Below are 20757 nucleotides of genomic sequence, written 5' to 3'. Positions count from 1 at the left end.
CCTCAAAATAGTAGGCAAATACTGCGTTTATATGCATTGCTTTGGCTATATTTTTGAAAAATTTTGATTGAATGAAAAGTCTATTCCAGCAAACCATCGCGGCGATACACCCGCTTACGCCCCAAGATTTTGAAGATTTTTTTGGCTTGTTCAAATCCTTTGAGAGCAAACGCAAACACGTGCTTACCAGCGCGGGCGAGGCCGAAAAGCATTTGTATTTTGTGGTCGAAGGCCTGCAACGCCTTTATTATCTGGACGATAGCCAACGCGAAGCCACGCTGGTATTTACTTATACAGGCAATTTTGGGGGCGTGTTGGACGCGATGCTTATGCACACGCCTTCGCGCTACTATTACGAAACGCTCACGCCGTCTGTGTTTTTGCGTGCGCCATACAGCCAAGTAGAAGCCTTAGCCCAAAGCCGACCAGAAATAAATACACTCATTCACAAAGGATTAGTTGGGGCATTTTCGGGCGTTTTGGAAAGGCTGGTAGAGTTGCAATGCTTTTCTTCCGAACAAAAATTTCGTAAACTTTTGCAGCGCAGCCCACATATTTTGCAAATCGTTCCGCACAAATATTTGGCCGACTACATCGGCATTGATGCCAGTAATTTCAGCAAGTTGCTCAATAGCATCAAAATATAAATCTTGGTTTTTACCAAAAATTAAATGGCTGGCTTGGCCGAAATTTGCCTTTGTAAAAATGAAACATTCACCCCAAACAATGCTTTGTTATGAATACACAAGATAAATTTTCGCTCATCGACCGCCTTTACGCCCAAACCGAAAATCATTTGCAACAGGCCATTACTGTTTATCAAAATACCTTGCCCGATTTACTGCTATGGCCTTCTGCTTCAGGTGGTTGGAGCGTGGCGCAATGCCTCGAACACCTCAATACTTACGGTGTTCATTATTTGCCTTTGTTTGAAAAAGCTATCCAAAAATCGGCGGTAAGCAATGAAAATCAGTTACTTAAAACCTCGTGGCTGGGGCGTTGGGCGGTGCGCTCCATGGACGTTACGCAATCGAAGAAAAACTACAAGGCCGTTAAAAAACATTCGCCTTCTCCTCAACTCGACGCGCTGGCCGTCGTAGCCACTTTTATTGCCCAACAAGAACAACTCCAAAAACTGCTGTTGCAGGCACGCGACCGCGACATTACACGCGCCCGTATCCCGATTTCGATTGCGCCGTTTCTGCATTTGTACCTTTCCGACGCACTCGAATTTCTGATTACGCACAACGAACGCCACATTCAGCAAGCAAACCGAAACTTGCCAGAACTACCTATGACACAGCGATTTGTAAGCACAATAAACACAACGCGATAAATCGTCGGTTTGGGTAAAAGCCTGCGTATCATCAAAAATTTCGGATAACGTCCCTTCCAAAAGCTGTTTAAATTCGGGCAAAAGATGCGAGATTTCGCTCAGGCGTTGGCGCGGAGCTTTTGCCCCCATTTCAAATTTATAGGAATTTTCGGCGGAATATTCTTTGTCGAAAAGATCGCGCGTGAGCACCAGCCCCACATTCAAAACCGTTTCCGCGTCGCGGGCTTCGGGTTGCGTTTCGTAGTAGAGCAAACCATAAAAAAACGTCTGCATGATGGCTTTTTTGGGCACCCCCGATTTGAAAAGCTCTTCCATCTCCGAAAAATACATTTCTTCTTTCCCCGTTTTGTAGTCCAACACGCGCACCAAATTGCCTTTGCGGTCTATGCGGTCAATGATGCCTTTGAGCTGTACGGCTTGCGGCTGCCCATCGACTGTAAGCGGGAAATCATGTAGATAATCTTTGCCGCTTTCCAAGCCCAAAATCTCAAACGGCGCGTACGTGCTATCTATTTTCAGGATTTGGCGAACATATTTGTAAATTACATTTCTGATAATCAGATTTTTACCTTCCCAGATAATTTCTTCTTTTTGCGGAATATCAAATTCTTTTCGAAAAACTTCCGCAAAAATCTCTGGAATCCAGCTAAATAACGTTTCAAAATCTTGCGCCTCTACATCTCTATTTTTTTTCTTTGCCCGCAACCGCACATACAAATACTGCATTGTTTCGTGTAGCAAATTGCCGAAAGTGGCTGCATCTATACTTTCCGAAACAGTTTCAGGTTCTTGTAATTGTGCAATTTGAGCAAAATAAAATTGCAGCGAACAATTCAGGTACATATTGATACCCGAAGGCGTTAAACGTCTTTTTTCCTGATTATTTTTGGTTAAAAAATTCTCTAACAATGCTTTTACTTCGCCTGTTTTCGGGATGCTTATCGGCGTTGGGGCAAGCGGCATGGCCTGCGCCGAAGCCGTCCGAATCGTAACGGGATAGCCCAATTCAAACTGCACCTGATAAGCCAAACGGCTAATTTCGCTTTTCAGGTCGGCGGTCGATTCGGTGTTGTGTATCAGATAGATACGCTTTGCTTTATGCAAAAGCCTGTAAAAATAATAGGCATATTGCGCGTCGTGTTCTTCGGGCGAATGCAGCCCATAAGCGCGGCGAATATTGATAGGAATAAACGAACCTTGCGGCGGTGTGGGCGGCAACTGGCCTTCGTTCATGGCAGGAATGATAATATTCTCAAAATCAAGCGTTTGACTTTCCAACAAACCCATTACCTGCAAGCCTTCGAGCGGTTCGCCACGAAACGGAATGCTCAACGATTCAATCATTTTTTTGAGCAAAACCCACGCATTTTCGAGCGGAATCGTAATTTTTCGCTCCGTGAGCAAGTTCCGAAACGCCTGAATTTGCGTGTACGCCACAAACAAATATTCCTCTTCCATCGTGTGGCTGTCTTCGTTGAGGCTGCCGCGCATACTCGTGGCCAACATTGGGAAAAGCGTAAGCAAATACTCAAAAAGCGCGTCGGTGTCGGCTATCGGCCTGAACAACAAACTATAAAAATCGTCTTGCTCTTTGAGCCTGAAAAGCGAAGTATAAATACGGTTACTTTCCTCAATGTCGCGAATATTGGCCACAGCCTTCATGTTGTTATAATACAAAATAAAGGGGTGGCGCAACAAGTCCAAAACAGGTTTGTAGAAAAATGCGGCGTTGCCGTTGGCACTGATTTTGGCGGTTTTGTGCAAAGACCTCAAATGCAAAAACAAACTATACACGGGCGTGCTACGAATCGGATAACCCAACGTAACATTGATTCTGGCAATGTTTTGGGGTAATGCGTGCAGCATCGGGAACAAAAGTGACTGACTCGGCAACACCACCAACGTATTAAGGCGCAAATCTGGCGCAGGCAGTTGCGAAAGCAATTCGCCGACTACTTTGCCTTGTGCGGCTTGTAGCGGAACACCGATAAGTTCAATTTGCTTGCTTTCGGTTTCGGGCTGAAAATGGTTGGGCAGTGGGTCGGGCAACGTGTTTTTGAGTATCGGGTTTTTAGCGATTTTCCGAAAAGGCATACCCGCTTCTTGCCGCGAACTGCTCACATAATGCGCATCTACGTCCCAAAAAGCATCACCGCCACGTTTTACAAAGGCTTCTATCAAATTCAACTCCGAGCGCGTGAGCACACTGAAGCCCGCAAAAATAACGTTTGACCACAATGGCGTAAAATCTGTGTTTTGCATTTTTTCGGAAAGTTCCCGAAACATCATGCCTTCGTAGGCGCGGCCTTTCTCGACTAACTTTTGTTTGAACAACTCATACACTTCTGGCAACATTCGCCACATTTGCAGGAATTGCTCTCTGAAATCAGAACCGCGCTGATCGGCCTGAAAGCTGCTCCAAAACGATTGAATCAAATGTTTTTGGTCTTCGTCCAAGAAATCTTCAAACGTAAAATCAAGCTCTTTTTGTTCGCTCAAATCCTCGAATAAACGCGCCGCGTCGATGAGATTTTTATCTATTTCATCAAAATCTTTGAGCAACATTTCTCCCCAAAAATAAAACTTTTCGAAGGTCTGTTCTTGCCCAAATTTTTTCTTAAAAAGTGTGTTATACGCTTCAAACAAATCAAAAGCCAGCGTGAGTTTGTCGGGTTTGATATAGGCCGAATGACGCGCCACCAAATCGCCGATACTCAGAATCACAGGCGACCAAACGGGTTTGTCGGTGCTTTCGGACAAAAAACGCCTGAAAAAAACGCCTGCGCGGTTGTTGGGGAACACCAAACAAATATCTGAAAGTTGGTTGCCATGCTTGGCCAAAAGGCTCTGAGCCAGTTGTTTGAGAAACGGAGTTTGCATCATAAAAGCGACGTGATTTTTAGAGAAAAGTTAGAACTGTCCTTGCGCCCAACGCTGATGTAAGGCCATGATTTGGGGTTGAAGCGGCGTTTCTCCGTCGTTGTTGATGAGGTAATCCGCACGCGCGATTTTCTGGTCTTCGGGCATTTGCTTGCTAATAATTCCCAAGATTTCGGCTTCGGTGCGGTGTGGGTCACGGCGGCGAATACGCTCCAGCCGCACGGGTAGCGGGGCTGTAACTACGGCCACTTTGTCGAGCATTTCCCACGAACCCGACTCATACATTAAGGCCGCTTCTTTCAAAATGTACGGAGCGGTTTGGCTTTCGCGCCATTGTACGTAATGCTCGCCTACGCGCGGATGAACGATGCCATTGAGCACCTTAACTTTCTGACTGTCAGAGAAAACAATTTTAGCCAAATACGCACGATTAAGCCCGTCGGAGTTATAACATTCCGCACCAAAATGTTTGATTACACCTTCTTTAATGGTTGGGTCGTTGTTCATGAGTTCACGCGCTGCCGTGTCGGCGTCGTAAATGGGTGCGCCCAATTCCGCAAACATCGCACACACCAAACTTTTTCCTGTCCCGATTCCGCCCGTAATTCCTATTTGTAGCATTTCTAATTTGTCCCGAAAATTTTACCCAAACCTAAGAAAATTTAGAGAAAGAATCGCAGCAAGTATTTGCAATGAGGCGTTGGGCTGCATCAATCCTTTGTTATATTTGCTGCCATTTGCCATACCACTTTCCCCGCTACCAAAAATATGTACAGCCGTATCCAATCCAACCAACAACAACCCCAAAATTTTTCGTTGCCTGCCATTTTGCGACTGGTACGCGCCACCAATTTGCTGATTGTGGCACTCACGCAAGCCATTGTGGGCGTGGTGGTTCGGCCTGCGGGAACGGATTGGCTACCGCAATTGCTCAAACCTTCGCTGTGGATGCTGATTGCCGCAACGGTGCTCGTAACGGCAGGCGGCTACATTATCAACGATTATTACGACATCAAAATAGACATTATCAACAAACCCAGTCGCGTGGTCATCGACCGCCATCTCAAACGCCGTATTGCCATTGTTTTACACCTAATCTGCACATTTTTAGGCATTTTCTTGGCTTTTGGGTTGGGTACAAAAATGGGACTTATCGTAACAGGGTCGGCCTTTGTGCTGTGGTTTTATTCTAATTTTCTCAAACGCCAACCGCTTTGGGGCAATGTGGCGGTGGCGGCTATGTCGGCTTTGGCGGTGTGGTTGCCTGCTTATTATTTCCAAAATAGGTTGTTAATGATTGGCTTGTTTGCGGGTTATGCGTTTTTGGTTTCGCTGATTCGCGAAATCGTCAAAGACATGGAAGATATGCGCGGCGATGCGCGTTACGGTTGTCGCACGCTGCCCATCGTGTGGGGCATACGCCGTACCAAATGGCTTTTGGTGGTGCTGGCCGTCGGTTTTGGGTTGGGACTGCCGATTGGCGCGTACAAGTTGCCCACTTTGGCGATGTATTATTTGCTGGGGCTGGCTTTGCCGCTCGTTTATTTTATCCGAAAACTGGTAGCCGCCGACAAAATCCGAGATTATCGGTATTTGAGCAGCTTTTGCAAAATACTCATGCTGTTGGGCGTGGTGACGATGCTTTTTGTTTAAAAAGAATATTGAACCGATAAGGTTAGTAGATTACCCAAAAATGGAAGAAAATCACGAATTATATATGCGCCGTGCCTTAGAGTTGGCCACGTTGGGCGCGGGACACGTCAGTCCAAACCCTTTGGTCGGTTGCGTGATTGTAGCCAATGGTCAGATTATTGGCGAAGGTTGGCACAAACGTTACGGACAGGCGCACGCCGAAGTAAACGCTGTAAACAGTGTTACTAATAAAGAATTACTCCAAGAAGCAACGGTTTATGTAACACTTGAGCCATGCTCGCATTTTGGCAAAACGCCACCTTGCGCGGATTTGTTGGTGAGTAGTGGCGTGCGGCGCGTGGTGGTTTGTAACTACGACCCCAATCCGTTAGTGGCTGGCAAAGGCCTCGACAAGTTGCGAAACGCTGGAATAGAAGTAATTACGGGTATTTTGGAAGCTGAAGGGCGTGAGTTGAATCGCCGTTTTTTGTGTTTTATGGAAAAAAAACGTCCGTACATTACGCTCAAATGGGCACAAACGCCAGACGGTTTTGTAGCGCGAGAAAACTTTGATTCTAAATGGATTAGCAATGCACTGGCACGTAAACTCGTACACAAATGGCGCACGGAAGAAGACGCAATTTTGGTCGGGACGCAAACAGCATTTTATGATAATCCGCAACTTAATGCCCGCGACTGGCAAGGCCGTAATCCTGTGCGCGTGGTGCTGGATTGGCATAATCGTTTGCCGCGCCATTTGCATCTTTTTGACGGAAAGCAACGCACATTGGTTCTTTGTAAGGAATTGCCCGAACACTCATCGGAAATGGTGGAATACATTGCTCTACACACAGAACGCACTAGTGCTGTTCAGATAGGAGAGGCCTTGTATTTGCATAAAATTCAGGCGATAGTGGTGGAAGGCGGTAGTCAACTGCTACAAATGTTTGTACAGGAAAATTACTGGGATGAGGCAATGCAGTTCGTTGGTAACGAAAACTTTGGTAATGGTATTGCTGCGCCTATCTTACCCCAAAAGCCTACTTCCGTAGAAAATATCAAAGAAAATCAATTTTTCAGGTATAAAAATACGTTATAATACATTTTTTTGTTTAACATTGTGGCCGTAATGCCTTTTATGGCGAATACTTTTCACAATCAACTATTTTAATTTTTCAAACCAATTTCTCCTTTTCAGTATTATGAAAAAATTAAACAGCTACGTTTTGGCACTTATGATGGGTGGTATGCTTTTCACAGCATCTTGCGACAATGAAGATGTAAACCCTCCTGCAGTAGTGGCAGAAAACAACGTACCTAACGGACGTATTAAAATTACTTACTCAGTACAAGTTGTAAACCCAGTTAGTGCTACTGGCGGTAAAGTTGCGGGTGTTGCTGGTGCTGTAGTTACGATTACAAGCGCAAGTGGTAAAGTATCTTCTGCTCCTGTAACAGAAGACGGTATTGCTACATTCACGAACGTATCTCCAGGTACTGTAAGTGGCTTTGTAAAGGTATCTGGTTATTCTACTGTAAACTTTACATCAGATCTTACTCCAACTGTAGCAGCTGGTGATTCTGATCAAGTACAATTTGCTGCTTCTAAAGTTGCGGTATATCCAAAATCAGCTACACTTCAGGCTCGTATCTATGGTAATTTTACAATCAACCCAAGTCTTCCTACTGTTGAGCCTGCTGGAACAAACTTGTTGCCAGCAGATAACAAAGTGCGTGTAATTTACAACACCGCTAACTATGACAAAGGTACTGGCTTGGGTAAACTAACGTCTGTAAGTATCGAACCAACTGTTGTTATTGCTTACAGCGGTGATGGTGGTGTTATTGACATTCCAAACTTATACCCAACAACTGATGGATCTATCAGTGCAAATTTTGTAATGGAAGATTATTTGGCAACTAAATCAGGTGATAATAAAAATTATATTTTCCGTTTAGATCCATCTACGTCTACAACTAATAAAGTTACAAACATTAAACTTTATGCTAATGGCATAACTAACTTGGGTGATATTCTTTCTACCCCTGCTCAGTAATCAGTTTAATTGAATAAAATATAAAGCCCGACCTCTTAAGAGGTCGGGCTTTATATTTTTAGGATAATAAATCCATCAAATAACGTGGCGCAAACCGAAGGCGGCTTCCGTACCACGAAAACATTTCGCCATCGACAAGCAACACTTGGGCCGAAGGACATAAATCTTCCAATGCAGCAGCATCTTTGGACAAACTAAACGGATAAGGCTCAGACGAAAGTAAAATAACATCGGGTTGCAGGGCTTGTATTTGTGCGTCGGTGAGTTGCGGGTAACGCTCCGTATCGCCTAAAACATTATGCCAACCCATACGGCTAATCATGTCCGAAATAAAAGTGTTGCCGCCTGCGGCCATGTACGGATTTTTCCAAATCAAATACAAGACGCGTTTGGGTGCTGTTTGTGCCTGCATTAATAAATTAAATTCTTGTTCAATTTTTTGTAGCAAATCAGCGGTTTGCGGGGCTGTGCCTGTGGCTGTACCGACCATTTGTATCATTTGCAGCGCGTCGGTGAGCGTGAAAATGTCCGACATTAGCACTGGGTATTTTTCAGCTAAAGCCGCAATGCCCTCTTCATAATTTTCTTCTTTGTTGCCGATAATTAAATCAGGAGAAAGTGCGTCTATTTGCTCGAATCGAAAGTTTTTTGTGCCGCCAATGACCGTAATATTGGCCAACTGGTCGGCTGGGTGAATGCAGAATTTTGTTCGGCCAACAAGTCTATTGCCCAAGCCCAAATCCATTAGTAATTCGGTCTGGGAAGGCACTAAAGAAATAATGCGTTGCGGGTGTTGGGGACAAAGTACTTGCCGCCCCATTTGGTCGGTGATGGTAGGCATTTTATTCTCTGATAAAAATTGATTGCAAATGATTGGCAATGTAAAGATTGTTCAAAGATAAATATAGACCACTCTCTTACGTTAAAATTCTGAAGGATAACAGGAATTATGAGTGAAGAATATTCAAAACCCCTCCTAAATCCTCCCCAAGGGAAGGACTTTAACAGAAGTCGCGGAAGGGATATATTCAAACCCCTCCTAAATCCTCCCCAAGGGAAGGACTTTAACAGAAGTCGCGGAAGGGATATATTCAAACCCCTCCTAAATCCTCCCCAAGGGGAGGACTTTAACAGAAGTCGCGGAAGCAATAACAGGAATCCACCAAGCAATAACAGAAGTCCACAAAGCAATAACAGGAATTTAGGAAGGGATATATTCAAACCCCTCCTAAATCCTCCCCAAGGGGAGGACTTTAACAGAAGTCGCGGAAGCAATAACAGGAATCCACCAAGTAATAACAGAAGTCCACAAAGTAATAACAGGAATTTAGGAAGGGATATATTCAAACCCCTCCTAAATCCTCCCCAAGGGGAGGACTTTAACAGCAGTCGCGGAAGGGCGTTTATTTAAACAAAAAAGCCCCTTGAAAAATATCAAGAGGCTTTTTTGTTGGGAAGTAATGGCATTAGAATTTTGCACCAACCGCTACACTTTCCTTGTAGCTGGCTTTGTGGCCGTTGGGTTCTGTAATTTCCATTAGCATCATATACAAACCGATGCGGGCTTTTTGGCCATTGTCAAAAGCACCGTCCCAAGTGTAGAAACCTTCCGAACCAACCAACTGATTTTGAGCCAAGCGGCGAACAAGTCGGCCTTGGTCATCATAAATACTTAGATTGATGGTGGCGTTGCCCGAATTAAATTTGTAACGAATGGTCGTAAAATCGCGGTCGCCGTCGTTGTCGGGTGTAAAGGCTTTCGGCTCGATGGTCATTGTCCCCGACGAAGTCAGGTTGTTGATGCGCTGCGAGTTGGGCAATGTAGGCGTACCATAACCCGCATTGGCGGCGGCAGATTGCCAACTGCTTGGCTGATTTACGGGCGCATCAAAAGAGATACGTTCCAGCGAAACGCCATTCACATCGTCGAGCAGCGGGAAGTGGAATTTTTCATCATAATCAAAACGCTGTACGATTTTGCCTTGTGGATTTACCAGAATTACCGTTCCGTCGCCGTCGTTATAAGAAGGCAGGGACGGCATTTCCAACATTTTGGATTCAATGGCTTTGGGAAAATCGCGGCGCGTGGCGTTTTTGTCGGTGGTAATGGCCACGTAGTCGGCGGGCGGCAAAATATAGGTTTGGGTAATGGTTTTAATATTACTCAAAACATTATCCGACCAATTAGCCAAAGCCCAGCCTTTCAGGTCAATGTATTTGTTGCTGTGGTTGTAAAGTTCCACAAAATCCACGCCCGAAGTAGGCGGATTGAATAGCACTTCATTCAATAAAATATCGGACGTATCGGCAGGCTCAGGGCGCACAAACGTAATGGAAGCGGTGGCCGCCACGTTGCCTGCACAATCTTTTAAGTTGCTGATAGTAAGCGTATAAACTTTGTTATAATCCATTGGCGCAGCCAAATGCAGCGTTACTACATCGAATTGGGCGGCGGGTATGGTTTGGCTGGTAACGGTCAGGCCGTTGTCGATGCTAAATACCGTTGCGCTGGAAGCAGTCGCGGCACTGTCGAGTGCCTCCGAAAATTGCAGTTGCAGGGTTTGGGCATCTAACACACTGGCCGTCAGGATTTGGGGCGGTGTGTTGTCGGGGTTGGAAGCTGCTATGCTATTAGGCGCGGCAGGCGTTCCGCCTTGCGGGTTTTCGGAAGCTCGCCAATTGCTTGCACCGCCGCACGGATTTTGTGTATCCACCATTTCCAAACTCCAACCACCATCGGCTTTGGCGGCATCGCCGTACCAATCATCTGTATAATTTACGCTGCAAATCAACTGGCCTGCGGCGTTGCGAATGCTCATGTTGTCGCCCGAACTGTTCAGGGTCGGGAAGCTCGAAATGCCGTAAGCCGTACCGTAGGCACTGTAAGCGGTTTGGGCAGACGTGCCGCACACAATGACGCGTTGGCGTGGCAACAAATTCACGGACGGCAATTTTACCCTACTCGTCGCGTCGGAAAGCGTACAACCGTCTAGGCTAATAGTCAAATCCGTGTTGTTGTATAACTCCAAAAATTCGTATTCGGGCAAACCCATCGAAGGCGATTCGTCGGCGTAAATCTCCGTAATCAGTAATTCGTGCCAAAGCGGTTGGCGACCTTGCCCAAAATTGACGGTCGTAGAAGATTGTAGGTTGCCCGCGCAGTCGCGAACGTTAGAAGCCGTAAACGTATAAGTTTGTCTAGCCACCAACGCCCCCGAAAACGTAACGTAAATGCGGTCGTATTGGTAGCGGCGCACCGTAGCATTGCTTACGCTAATGCCGCCGCTAATTTGATAAGCAGCTGAAAGAGCTTGCAAGCTGTCCAGCGGTTCGTTGAAAATGGCCACCAATTGCGTAGCCGAAAGCACTTGTACGCCTGTGAGTTGTGGCGGTGTGTTGTCGGGGTTTGTGCCTGCTACGCTGTTGGTAGCGGCAGGCGTTCCTCCGTTGGCGTTGTTGGAAGCTCGCCAGTTGCTTGCGCCGCCACACGGATTTTGTGTATCAATCATTTCTAATGCCCAGCCGCCTTGTTTTTTCACTTCGTCCTGATACCACGCATCCGAGTAAGTAACCGCAAATACCAATGTGCCGTCCGTGTTACGCAGTAGCAAGGTTTCGCCCGAATTGTTCAGGGACGGGAAACTTGCAATGCCAAACGTGCGACCCAATGGCGCGTATTGGCTGGCCGCCGTCGTGCCGCATACGATTACTTTTTCGTTGGGTAATAAAGTCGTGTTGGCGGGTAAGTGTCCGCCGCCTGATGTATCGGCTACCAACATTCCACTCACATCCAAAATACGATTAGAGCGGTTAGTTAATTCCAAAAATTCGTATTGCGGCAAACCAACTTGCGGCGTTTCGTCGGCTAATATTTCACTAATCACCAACTCGTTATAAGCAGGTTTTGCGCCTTGTCCAAAACTATAAGTGGTGGAAGTTTGTAGGTTGCCCGCGCAATCACGGACGTTAGAAGCCGTGAAAGTGTAAAATTCACCTGTAACCAACGTTCCCGAATAGGTAATATAAACGCGGTCGTATTGGTAACGGCGCACCGTTGCAGCGTTTACACCAATACCGCCGCTAATTTGGTAAGTAGCCGAAAGTGCTTGCAAACTGTCCAGTGGTTCACTGAAAATGGCGACAATTTGCGTAGCCGAAAGCACTTGTACGCCTGTGAGTTGTGGCGGCGTGTTGTCGGGGTTGGAGGCGACTATGCTGTTAGTGGCCGCAGGCGTTCCTCCATTGGTGTTGTAGGAAGCTCGCCAGTTGCTTGCACCGCCACACGGATTTTGTGTATCAATCATTTCTAATGTCCAGCCGCCTTGTTTTTTCACTTCGTCCTGATACCATGTATCCGAATAAGTAACCGCAAAAACCAAAGTGCCATCTGTGTTACGCAAAAGCAGCGTTTCGCCTGTATTATTCAAGGACGGGAAATTTGAAATGCCAAAAGTGCGGCCAAATGTAGCGTACTGGCTGGCAGCCGTCGTGCCGCATACGATTACTTTTTCGTTGGGTAATAAAGTCGTGTTGGTGGGTAAATGTCCACCGCCTGATGTATCAGCTACCAACATTCCGCCAATATCAATGACTTTGGCTGAGCGGTTTGTTATTTCCAAAAACTCGTACAAAGGCAAACCAACTTGTGGGGTTTCGTCGGCAAAAATTTCGCTAATCACCAACTCGTTATACGCTGCTTTTGCGCCCAAACCAAAAGTATTTGTATTTGTTCCAATAAGATTTCCGATACAATCTTTTACGTTGCTGATATTGAGTTCATACAACAAACCAGCCGTAAGCGGCGAGGCCAACGTAAGCAAGGCAATTTTATAGTCTGGATAAACAGATTTTGCAGTAGCCACCGACAAACCGCCCGAAATTGCGTAAGCACCCGTTTGGAGGCTGGTGCTGTCCATGCGTTCGTTGAAAGTGATTTGTAGTTGATTGCTGGAAAGTACCGTAACCGCCGAAATAAGCGGCGCAACCACATCAGGCGCAGTGTTTAGCACAGAATTGGCGGTGGCTGGCGTGCCGCCCGCAGGATTTACGGAAGCCGTCCAGTTATTAGAACCCGTGCAAAGCGTCAGGGGATTGATTTGTTCCAAACTCCAACCGCCGTTGGCTTTTACGGCATCGTTGTACCAAGCGGTTTTGTAATCTACGGCATCGAGCACCGTACCCGCCGCATTTTTGAGCGTCAGTAACTCGCCTGTGTTGTTGAGGCTTGGGAGCGAAACACCCAACACATTTCCATACGCTTGAAAATTAGCTACTTGCGAGGTGGCGCAAAGCACCAAATAACTGTTGGGCTGCATGGTGTAGCTGGGCAACGTGATGCTACCCGTCGCGTCGGAAAGGACAAAGCCTTGTAGGTTAATGGCTTGTGTAGTGGAGGCGTTATAAAGTTCCAAAAATTCCGCCGCAGGCAACCCAATTTGTGGGGTTTCGTCGGCAAAAATTTCGTTAATCACAATGTCGCGGTATTGCGCCACGTAAGGCGGTACATACGTGAAATTAATTTCTGCTTCGATAGGCATTACGTTACCACTCAGGTCTGCAATGTCTGTAACGGTCAGGGTAGAAAGTTGGTTGGCCGCGAAATTGTTTGCGAAAGTAAGTAACACCGCATACGCGCCATCCATGACAGCACTCGTGGCCACGCCTACGCCATTGTTTACGGTGTAGTTGCTGGCGATTTGGGCAGAGTCCGAAAGTACAGCTTCATTAAATACCAAACGCAACGTATTGGCCGACTGCACCGTAACCGATGAAAGGTCAGGGAATTGCGTGTCTATGACCAAATTGCCAACGTTTATTTCATCAAAAAAATGTTTGCTGAAAAACGAGGCCGTAGATTGTTTTATTGAAAACCCGAAATAAGCACTGGTCGTAAAACTGGCGTCGGTGGCTGTGCCTTCGGTGGTGAAAGCCGAAGAGCTAACAGGTGCGTGTTTGAGCGTCCAGAGGTTTGCCGCATCGCGGGTGACGAAAATGCGGAAACTGTTAGATGAAAAATTAGTAACGCCGTCCGTTCCGTCGATGAGTTTGGTGCTGGTAGTGCCTACTTTTTTGTAAAGGCTAATCTCGTCGGCGGTGTTGCCGATGCGCACAAAATATCCTTCGTTGGTCGTGGATTTGAGGTCGGCTTCGGAAGCCGTGAGCCAAATGTCCACGTAATTGGTGCTGGACGTGTTGAATTGTAATTCAATAGAAAAATCCCATTGCGCTTGCGTGGCCAGTGTGGAAGGAGTGCTCAGCGCAAAAGTAGCGTTGGCCGTAGCCGAATTGGAACGCAATTTTTCGGAAGCTACCGTAAAATCCGCTGCATCGCCGCTCCAAGTGGGATTGCTGGTAAAGTCGCCGTCGGCGAATGTATCCGTAAGTTGTGCATGAGCCACACCGCCGCCCAAACACATATATAGACAAGCTAATAAAAGTTTTTTCATGCTGCTAAACTAAATTTTTTTTGGCAAGTTTTGAAGGCAAGCCACAGAATATATTTGTATTAGCGGTATGTTATCAGAATGAAAACTATATAAACTCTTTGTTTGAGCTAAAAATCAGAAGCGAATTTTCTTTAAACAACAAAAAACCCCGTCCAGACAAAGTCCTGACGGGGTAAACACAACCAAACACCAAATTTGATATTCCCTAATATTTATTTTTCGCAAATAAATCCTTGTGTGTTATTGTGCTGCATATTCGGTTTCCAAACCTTGCGTTACGGTGCGAACCATGTCCGCCGAGCCGATATACAGTGGCGTGCGCTGATGCAAGTCGGTTGGCACGATGTCCAAAATCGGCTGTTTGCCGTCTGTGGCCATGCCGCCTGCTTGCTCAATGAGCATCGCCAACGGATAACATTCGTACAACAAACGCAATTTTCCGTTTGGAGCTTTTTGCGTTGGAGGGTACAAATAAATTCCGCCTTTGAGCATATTACGGTGAAAATCAGCCACTAACGAACCAATATAACGCCCCGAATAACGGCGAGTTTTACAGTCCGTAATGTACGATTGTATCGCTGGTGAGAAATCGTCGTAGTTTCCTTCGTTGTAAGAGAATATTTTCCCTTTCTCTGGAATTTTGATTTCGGTGTGAGACAAAAAGAACTCACCCAGCGAAGCATCGTAAGTGAAACCATGCACGCCATGCCCTGTGGTATAAACCAACATCGTAGAAGAGCCATACAACACATAGCCAGCGGCTACTTGTTTGCGACCCGACTGCAATACATCGGTTTCGTTAGGCACAGTGCCAACAGGCGTTACACGGCGATACACCGAAAATATACTTCCAATCGAGACGTTTACGTCGATATTCGACGAACCGTCCAGCGGGTCAAGAGCCACCACATATTTGCCATGGCGATTGCCCGTATCAATAATCTTATCTTGTTCTTCCGAAATGATGGCACATACTTCGCCGCCATTTTTGAGGGCACGGATAAAACGCACGTCAGCGATTACATCCAACTTTTGTTGTTCTTCGCCTTGTATGTTTTGTGTTCCGTACATGCCCGCTATATTGATAAGCCCTGCGCGGTTAATTTCGCGATTGATAATCTTAGAGGCTAAGGCTATATCACGAATCAACTGCGAAAGCTCGCCAGTAGCATACGGAAACGCTTCTTGCTTGCGCATAATGAAGCGGTCAAGGGTAGTCCCTACGGGGACTGCAATGTCTTCTTCAGATAGCATAGCTTTGCAACGATAACGTTTTGATAATTAAACAATTGAACAGAAGTTAACACTACGTTTTCCCGAAAGAAAACGTAGTAAAAAAAAGAGTGGTTGGGAGCAATTCAACACTTTACACCTGTGTCGTTGTACAAGCGCGATTGCCTTTCATAGAAATTCTGTTTTTGTCTAAAATCAATGGTTATTAGTCCAAAACTCCTACTTTAGGCGCACCCGCTAACATTTCTTCTGTTGCGAAATCGCTGAATTTTTCAAAGTTATCGGCAAATGCTTTCGCTAATTGTTGTGCTTTTTCGTCGTAAGCGGCTTTGTCTGACCACGTGTTGCGTGGGTGCAACAACTCTGTTGGTACGTTAGGGCAGCTATCAGGCATTTCCACACCGAATACTGGGTGTTTGGTAAAGCTCACTTTGTCCAATTCGCCAGACAATGCCGCCGTAATAAGGGCACGAGTGTAAGGCAATTTGATGCGGCTACCAACGCCATAGCTACCACCAGACCAGCCAGTGTTTACAAGCCATACGTTTACTTTATTTTCGCTGATTTTTTGGCCGAGCATCGCAGCGTAGCGAGTTGGGTGCAAAGGCAAGAAAGCCTGACCGAAACAAGCCGAGAACGTTGTTTGTGGTTCTACTACGCCTACTTCTGTACCAGCCACTTTTGCGGTATAACCCGAAATGAAGTGATACATCGCTTGGCCTGGTGTAAGGCGTGAAATTGGAGGCAATACACCGAAAGCATCAGCTGTAAGGAAGAATATATTTTTAGGAACAGGCCCAACCGATGGTTCTACCGCACCTGGGATATAATGAAGTGGGTAAGAAGTACGAGTGTTTTCTGTTACTGATTTGTTTGCATAATCAGGAGTACGCGTGTTCGGATAGAAGCGCGTATTTTCGAGAATCGAACCGAAACGAATGGCATCGAAAATTTGCGGTTCTTTTTCGCGAGAAAGGTCAATTACTTTGGCGTAGCAACCACCTTCAAAGTTAAAGATGCCGTCAGCAGCCCAACCGTGTTCGTCGTCACCTACAAGGTTGCGAAGTGGGTCAGCCGAAAGCGTAGTTTTACCAGTACCCGACAAGCCAAAAAATACAGCCGAGTCACCGTCTTTACCAATGTTTGCCGAACAGTGCATAGACAACACATTTTGTTCGTGTGGCAACATGTAGTTCAATACTGCGAAAATGCCTTTTTTCATTTCGCCAGCGTAGCCCGTGCCACCAATCAAAATCATTTTGCGCGTAAAATCCAAAATCGCAAAGTTTGATTGACGTGTGCCATGTACGGCAGGGTCTGCTTGAAACTCAGGTACACACAAAATCGTGAACTCTGGGTCAAATGCTGCCAATTGCTCAGCAGCTGGGCGGATAAACATATTGTAGCAGAACAAGTTGTGCCAAGCTACCGTGTTTACCACGCGTACACGCAAGTTGTGCGACGGATTTGCACCAGCAATCAATTCGCGAACATACACACGCTTACCTTCCAAGAACGCAACCATGTCTTTGTAGAGTTGCTCAAATTTGTTGGTATCAAATACGTTGTTTACGTCGCCCCACCAAACTGTTTTTTCGGTGTTAGCGTCTTTTACTACGAATTTGTCTTTAGGCGAACGACCAGTAAATTTACCAGTGTCGGCCATTAATGCGCCGTTGTCGGCTAATACTCCCTCACCATTGCGTAGAGCTTCCTCTACTAATTCTGCTGGTGTTAGATTCCACAATACTTGCGAAGGTGCGAAGTTAGCTGCACCTTTTAGGATGTTTGAATGAACAGATGACATGTCAGTTGTTGAATTGAAATTATGTTAAAAGTTTGAGTATTTCTTACACCACCCAAAATAGCCTTATTACAAAGGGGCGTTACGCTTCTTGTGGTGCTAAAAATGTTTTTGAAGGAAAAAAGAAGTCGGTATTGAGTGCTAAGATAACGCATCGTTCAAACGTTTGCAAACAACCGACTCCCTTTTTATAACTATAAATGATGAGAGAAAACAGTAAATAATTTCAAAAAAATCTTAAGTAATGAAAATCAATAGGTTAATAACACTTTCCCGAAATTTGGCACTTGTACGAGGTGCTTTTTTCAAAAAATATTATTTTCAAAAAATTTTCTTACTTCTTAGAATTGCGCTTCTTCTGTCGAACCTTTCAATGCTGTAGTAGAAGACAAACCATTTGTAACGATGGTCTGAACGGCATCGAAATAGCTTGTTCCTACGAAGGCTTGGTGCTTAACTGCACGGAAACCTTTCGCCTGAAGTGCAAATTCTTTTTGTTGCAACTCTGAGTAGCCAGCCATGCCGCGGTCGCGGTAAGCAGACGCTAATTCAAACATACTTGTATTGAGTGCATGGAAACCAGCCAACGTGATGAATTGGAATTTGTAACCCATGTCGGCAATATTTTCACGGAAAGTAAGCATTTCGCTTTCCGATAATTTAGAAGCCCAGTTGAATGAAGGTGAGCAGTTGTAAGCCAATAACTTACCTGGATATTTGGCGTGGATTGCTTGCGCAAATTCGCGTGCTTCGCCCAAATCTGGGTGAGAAGTTTCGCACCATACCAAGTCAGCATAAGGAGCGTAAGACAAACCTCTGTCGATTGCTTGCTCGATACCTGCTTTTACATAATAGAAACCTTCGCTGCTGCGTTCGCCAGTTACGAAACGACGGTCGCGGTCGTCCACGTCACTTGTAAGTAAGTTTGCTGCATCAGCATCCGTACGCGCTACCAATACCGTAGAAACGCCCATTGCGTCAGCCGCCAAACGTGCCGCAACTAATTTGTTGATAGCCTCTTGCGTAGGAACCAACACTTTACCACCCAAGTGACCGCATTTTTTAGCTGAAGAAAGTTGGTCTTCGAAGTGAACGCCAGATGCACCAGCCTCAATCATCATTTTCATCAATTCGAAAGCGTTGAGGTTGCCACCGAAACCAGCTTCAGCATCTGCCACGATTGGAGCTAACCAATGTACATCGCCTTCGCCTGTTACCGATTGGATTTGGTCTGCACGCAAAAGCGCATTGTTAATGCGTTTTACTACGTTCGGAACGCTGTCCGCAGGATACAAACTTTGGTCTGGGTACATGTGACCAGCAAGGTTTGCATCAGCAGCTACTTGCCAACCGCTCAAATAGATAGCTTTCAAGCCAGCTTGTACTTCCTGAATCGCTTGGTTGCCTGTAAGTGCACCCAAACCCGCTACATATCTTTCAGAATTAAGCAAGTTCCAAAGGCGTTCCGCACCCAATTGTGCCACAGTGTATTCGATTTTTACTGAACCTCTAAGTTTCAATACGTCTTCAGCAGTGTAAGGACGTTCGATACCTTTCCAACGTGGGTTGGTTGACCAATCTTGAACTAATGCGTTGATGTCTTGGGCTTTCATGTTATTATGTAAATTTTAGGATTAATGGGAATGTTGAATTTTATAGGAATTTGATGGGTGGCAAGCCACCCGTTTTTTTATTAAAATCTGATAATAAAATCAGAAGGTTAGTTCTTTAAATCTAAAACGTTGTAAGCAGGAAGCGTAAGGAACTGCTCAAAGTTTGGACTCTTTACCAAATGGTCGAAAATCGAAGCGGCGCGTGCGTAACGTTGTGTTTTGAAGTTTTCTTCGCCACCCACAGTCTCTTTAATTTTAGCTACTTCTTCCGCAAAAATGCTGTTGTAGTATTCAGTCGTAATGGCAGTGCCTTCAGCCGTTTTCACGTTTGGTAGGTGCAACCATTGCCAAATTTGCGCTCTTGAGATTTCGGCAGTAGCGGCATCTTCCATGAGGTTGTGAAGAGCTGCTGCGCCTGCGCCTTGCAACCAAGAAGCGATGTAAAGAATCGCAACGTTGATGTTGGCACGGAAACCCGCTTCTGTGATTTGGCCACCTTCGATGGTGGTGTCAAGTAGCTGAGCGGCTGTTACTTCTACTTCTGGCAATTGTTTTTCTACTTGGTTGGGCTTGCCGCCCAACACTTTCGCGAAAATTTCGGCAGCTACTGGCACCAAATCTGGGTGAGCTACCCACGTGCCATCAAAACCTGTCGTAGATTCCAAGTCCTTGTCCGACTGTACTTTAGAGAAAGCACCTTTGTTAATTTCCTCGTCTTTGCGGCTCGGAATGAAAGCAGACATACCGCCCATGGCGAAAGCACCGCGTTTGTGACAAGTTTTTACCAAAAGTTTGGCATAAGAGCGCATGAACGGAACCGTCATGGTTACTTGGCCTCTGTCTGGCAACAAGAAATTTGGATTGTTACGGAATTTTTTAATCACACTAAATATATAGTCCCAACGGCCAGCGTTTAGCGCAACAATGTGTTCGCGCAACTCGAACAAAATTTCGTCCATCTCGAAAGCGGCCAAAATTGTTTCGATAAGTACCGTTGATTTGATAGTTCCTTGTGGGATACCCAATTGCATTTGGGCTTCTACGAAAATATCGTTCCACAAACGCGCTTCCAAATGGCTTTCCATTTTAGGCAAATAGTAGTACGGACCGCTACCGCGTTTGGTGAGTTCGTGTACGTTGTGGTAGAAATACAAAGCGAAGTCAAAAATCGAACCCGAAACGGCTTCACCGTCCACCAACACGTGTTTTTCGAGCAAATGCCAACCGCGCGGACGAGCAAAAAGTACGGCTACTTTTTCTTTAAGTGCATAATTTTTGCCATTTTCGGCGGTATAATCTATTTCACGGCGAATGGCTTTGTAAAGATTGATTTGCCCTTCCACCATGTTAGTCCATGTAGGGGAATTGGCATCTTCAAAGTCGGCCATAAAAACCTTAGCACCAGAGTTAAGGGCGTTGATAACCATTTTGCGGTCAGTGGGTCCCGTAATTTCGACTTGGCGGTCGAGCAAGTCGGCAGGAATATTGCCTACTTTCCATTCGCTTTGGCGAATGTGCGCGGTGCTTTCCAAAAATGTTGGAAGCTCGCCAGCCTCGATTTTGCGTTGGCGCACCTGTCTCGCACTCAATAACTCCTCACGGCGTTTATTGAATTTTTTATGTAATAGAGCCACAAACTGTAAGGCCTCGCGGGTCAATACTGTTTCGTATTCTGGCAAAATTTTGCCTGTAATCTCTACAACTGCATGAGCTTTGGTGATGGTCGTCATGGTTCTGTTCGTTGAAATGAATTTGT

At 45.7% G+C, this 20757-nt stretch carries 13 protein-coding genes; 5 read left to right on the top strand and 8 right to left on the bottom strand.

The features are described 5' to 3' along the window. Positions 1 to 71 precede the first annotated feature (71 nt). Both BM090_RS06390 and BM090_RS06385 read left to right on the top strand, forming a co-directional pair. Positions 72 to 647, top strand: a complete 576-nt coding sequence (locus BM090_RS06390; protein ID WP_091509417.1) for a Crp/Fnr family transcriptional regulator — start codon at positions 72 to 74, stop codon at positions 645 to 647. An 89-nt stretch (positions 648 to 736) separates the two neighbouring features. Next, positions 737 to 1336: a DinB family protein gene (locus tag BM090_RS06385; protein ID WP_091509413.1), complete on the top strand. Its 600-nt coding sequence runs from the start codon at positions 737 to 739 to the stop codon at positions 1334 to 1336. Here BM090_RS06385 and BM090_RS06380 read toward each other — a convergent pair. Next, on the bottom strand, positions 1289 to 4219 hold the full coding sequence (locus BM090_RS06380) for a PD-(D/E)XK nuclease family protein (RefSeq protein WP_091509409.1): 2931 nt from the start codon (positions 4217 to 4219) through the stop codon (positions 1289 to 1291). The two genes, BM090_RS06385 and BM090_RS06380, sit on opposite strands and share 48 nt — an antisense overlap. A gap of 27 nt (positions 4220 to 4246) precedes the next feature. Next, on the bottom strand, positions 4247 to 4837 hold the full coding sequence (coaE, locus tag BM090_RS06375; RefSeq protein WP_091509406.1) for a dephospho-CoA kinase: 591 nt from the start codon (positions 4835 to 4837) through the stop codon (positions 4247 to 4249). Positions 4838 to 4984: 147 nt separating this feature from the next. Here coaE and BM090_RS06370 point away from each other — a divergent pair, with 147 nt between their 5' ends. The 3 genes from BM090_RS06370 (at position 4985) to BM090_RS06360 (ending at position 7905) form a co-directional block, all read left to right on the top strand. Then, positions 4985 to 5869, top strand: coding sequence for a geranylgeranylglycerol-phosphate geranylgeranyltransferase (locus tag BM090_RS06370; RefSeq protein WP_091509402.1), 885 nt, complete (start codon positions 4985 to 4987; stop codon positions 5867 to 5869). Between the two features lie 40 nt (positions 5870 to 5909). Next, entirely contained in the window at positions 5910 to 6947 is a 1038-nt protein-coding gene (ribD, locus tag BM090_RS06365) for a bifunctional diaminohydroxyphosphoribosylaminopyrimidine deaminase/5-amino-6-(5-phosphoribosylamino)uracil reductase RibD (RefSeq protein WP_091509399.1), read from the top strand. Between the two features lie 103 nt (positions 6948 to 7050). Next, a complete protein-coding gene (locus tag BM090_RS06360; RefSeq protein ID WP_091509395.1) occupies positions 7051 to 7905 on the top strand; it encodes a carboxypeptidase-like regulatory domain-containing protein in 855 nt (284 codons plus the stop codon). Between the two features lie 58 nt (positions 7906 to 7963). Here BM090_RS06360 and BM090_RS06355 read toward each other — a convergent pair whose 3' ends face one another. From BM090_RS06355 to aceB, 6 genes are all read right to left on the bottom strand, one after another. Then, entirely contained in the window at positions 7964 to 8746 is a 783-nt protein-coding gene (locus BM090_RS06355) for an ABC transporter substrate-binding protein (protein WP_091509391.1), read from the bottom strand. A 625-nt stretch (positions 8747 to 9371) separates the two neighbouring features. After that, positions 9372 to 14351 (bottom strand): lamin tail domain-containing protein, encoded by a 4980-nt coding sequence (locus BM090_RS06350; protein WP_091509388.1) that lies wholly within the window; start codon positions 14349 to 14351, stop codon positions 9372 to 9374. A gap of 240 nt (positions 14352 to 14591) precedes the next feature. Then, the gene (fbp, locus tag BM090_RS06345; protein ID WP_091509385.1) at positions 14592 to 15605 is read right to left on the bottom strand and encodes a class 1 fructose-bisphosphatase; all 1014 of its coding nucleotides are present in this window, start codon (positions 15603 to 15605) and stop codon (positions 14592 to 14594) included. Between the two features lie 184 nt (positions 15606 to 15789). Continuing rightward, positions 15790 to 17391 (bottom strand): phosphoenolpyruvate carboxykinase (ATP), encoded by a 1602-nt coding sequence (gene pckA, locus BM090_RS06340; RefSeq protein WP_091509382.1) that lies wholly within the window; start codon positions 17389 to 17391, stop codon positions 15790 to 15792. 338 nt (positions 17392 to 17729) lie between these two features. Further along, positions 17730 to 19001 carry an isocitrate lyase gene (gene aceA, locus BM090_RS06335; RefSeq protein WP_091509378.1) on the bottom strand — a complete coding sequence of 424 codons (1272 nt, stop codon included), beginning with the start codon at positions 18999 to 19001 and terminating at the stop codon, positions 17730 to 17732. A gap of 107 nt (positions 19002 to 19108) precedes the next feature. Beyond that, positions 19109 to 20731, bottom strand: a complete 1623-nt coding sequence (gene aceB / locus BM090_RS06330; RefSeq protein ID WP_091509374.1) for a malate synthase A — start codon at positions 20729 to 20731, stop codon at positions 19109 to 19111. Positions 20732 to 20757: the final 26 nt, after the last annotated feature.

The organism is Flexibacter flexilis DSM 6793, from assembly GCF_900112255.1.
GTDB lineage: Bacteria > Bacteroidota > Bacteroidia > Cytophagales > Flexibacteraceae > Flexibacter > Flexibacter flexilis.
Note: the sequence above shows the minus strand (reverse complement) of the source record. Positions and strands in the feature narration are given on the sequence as shown.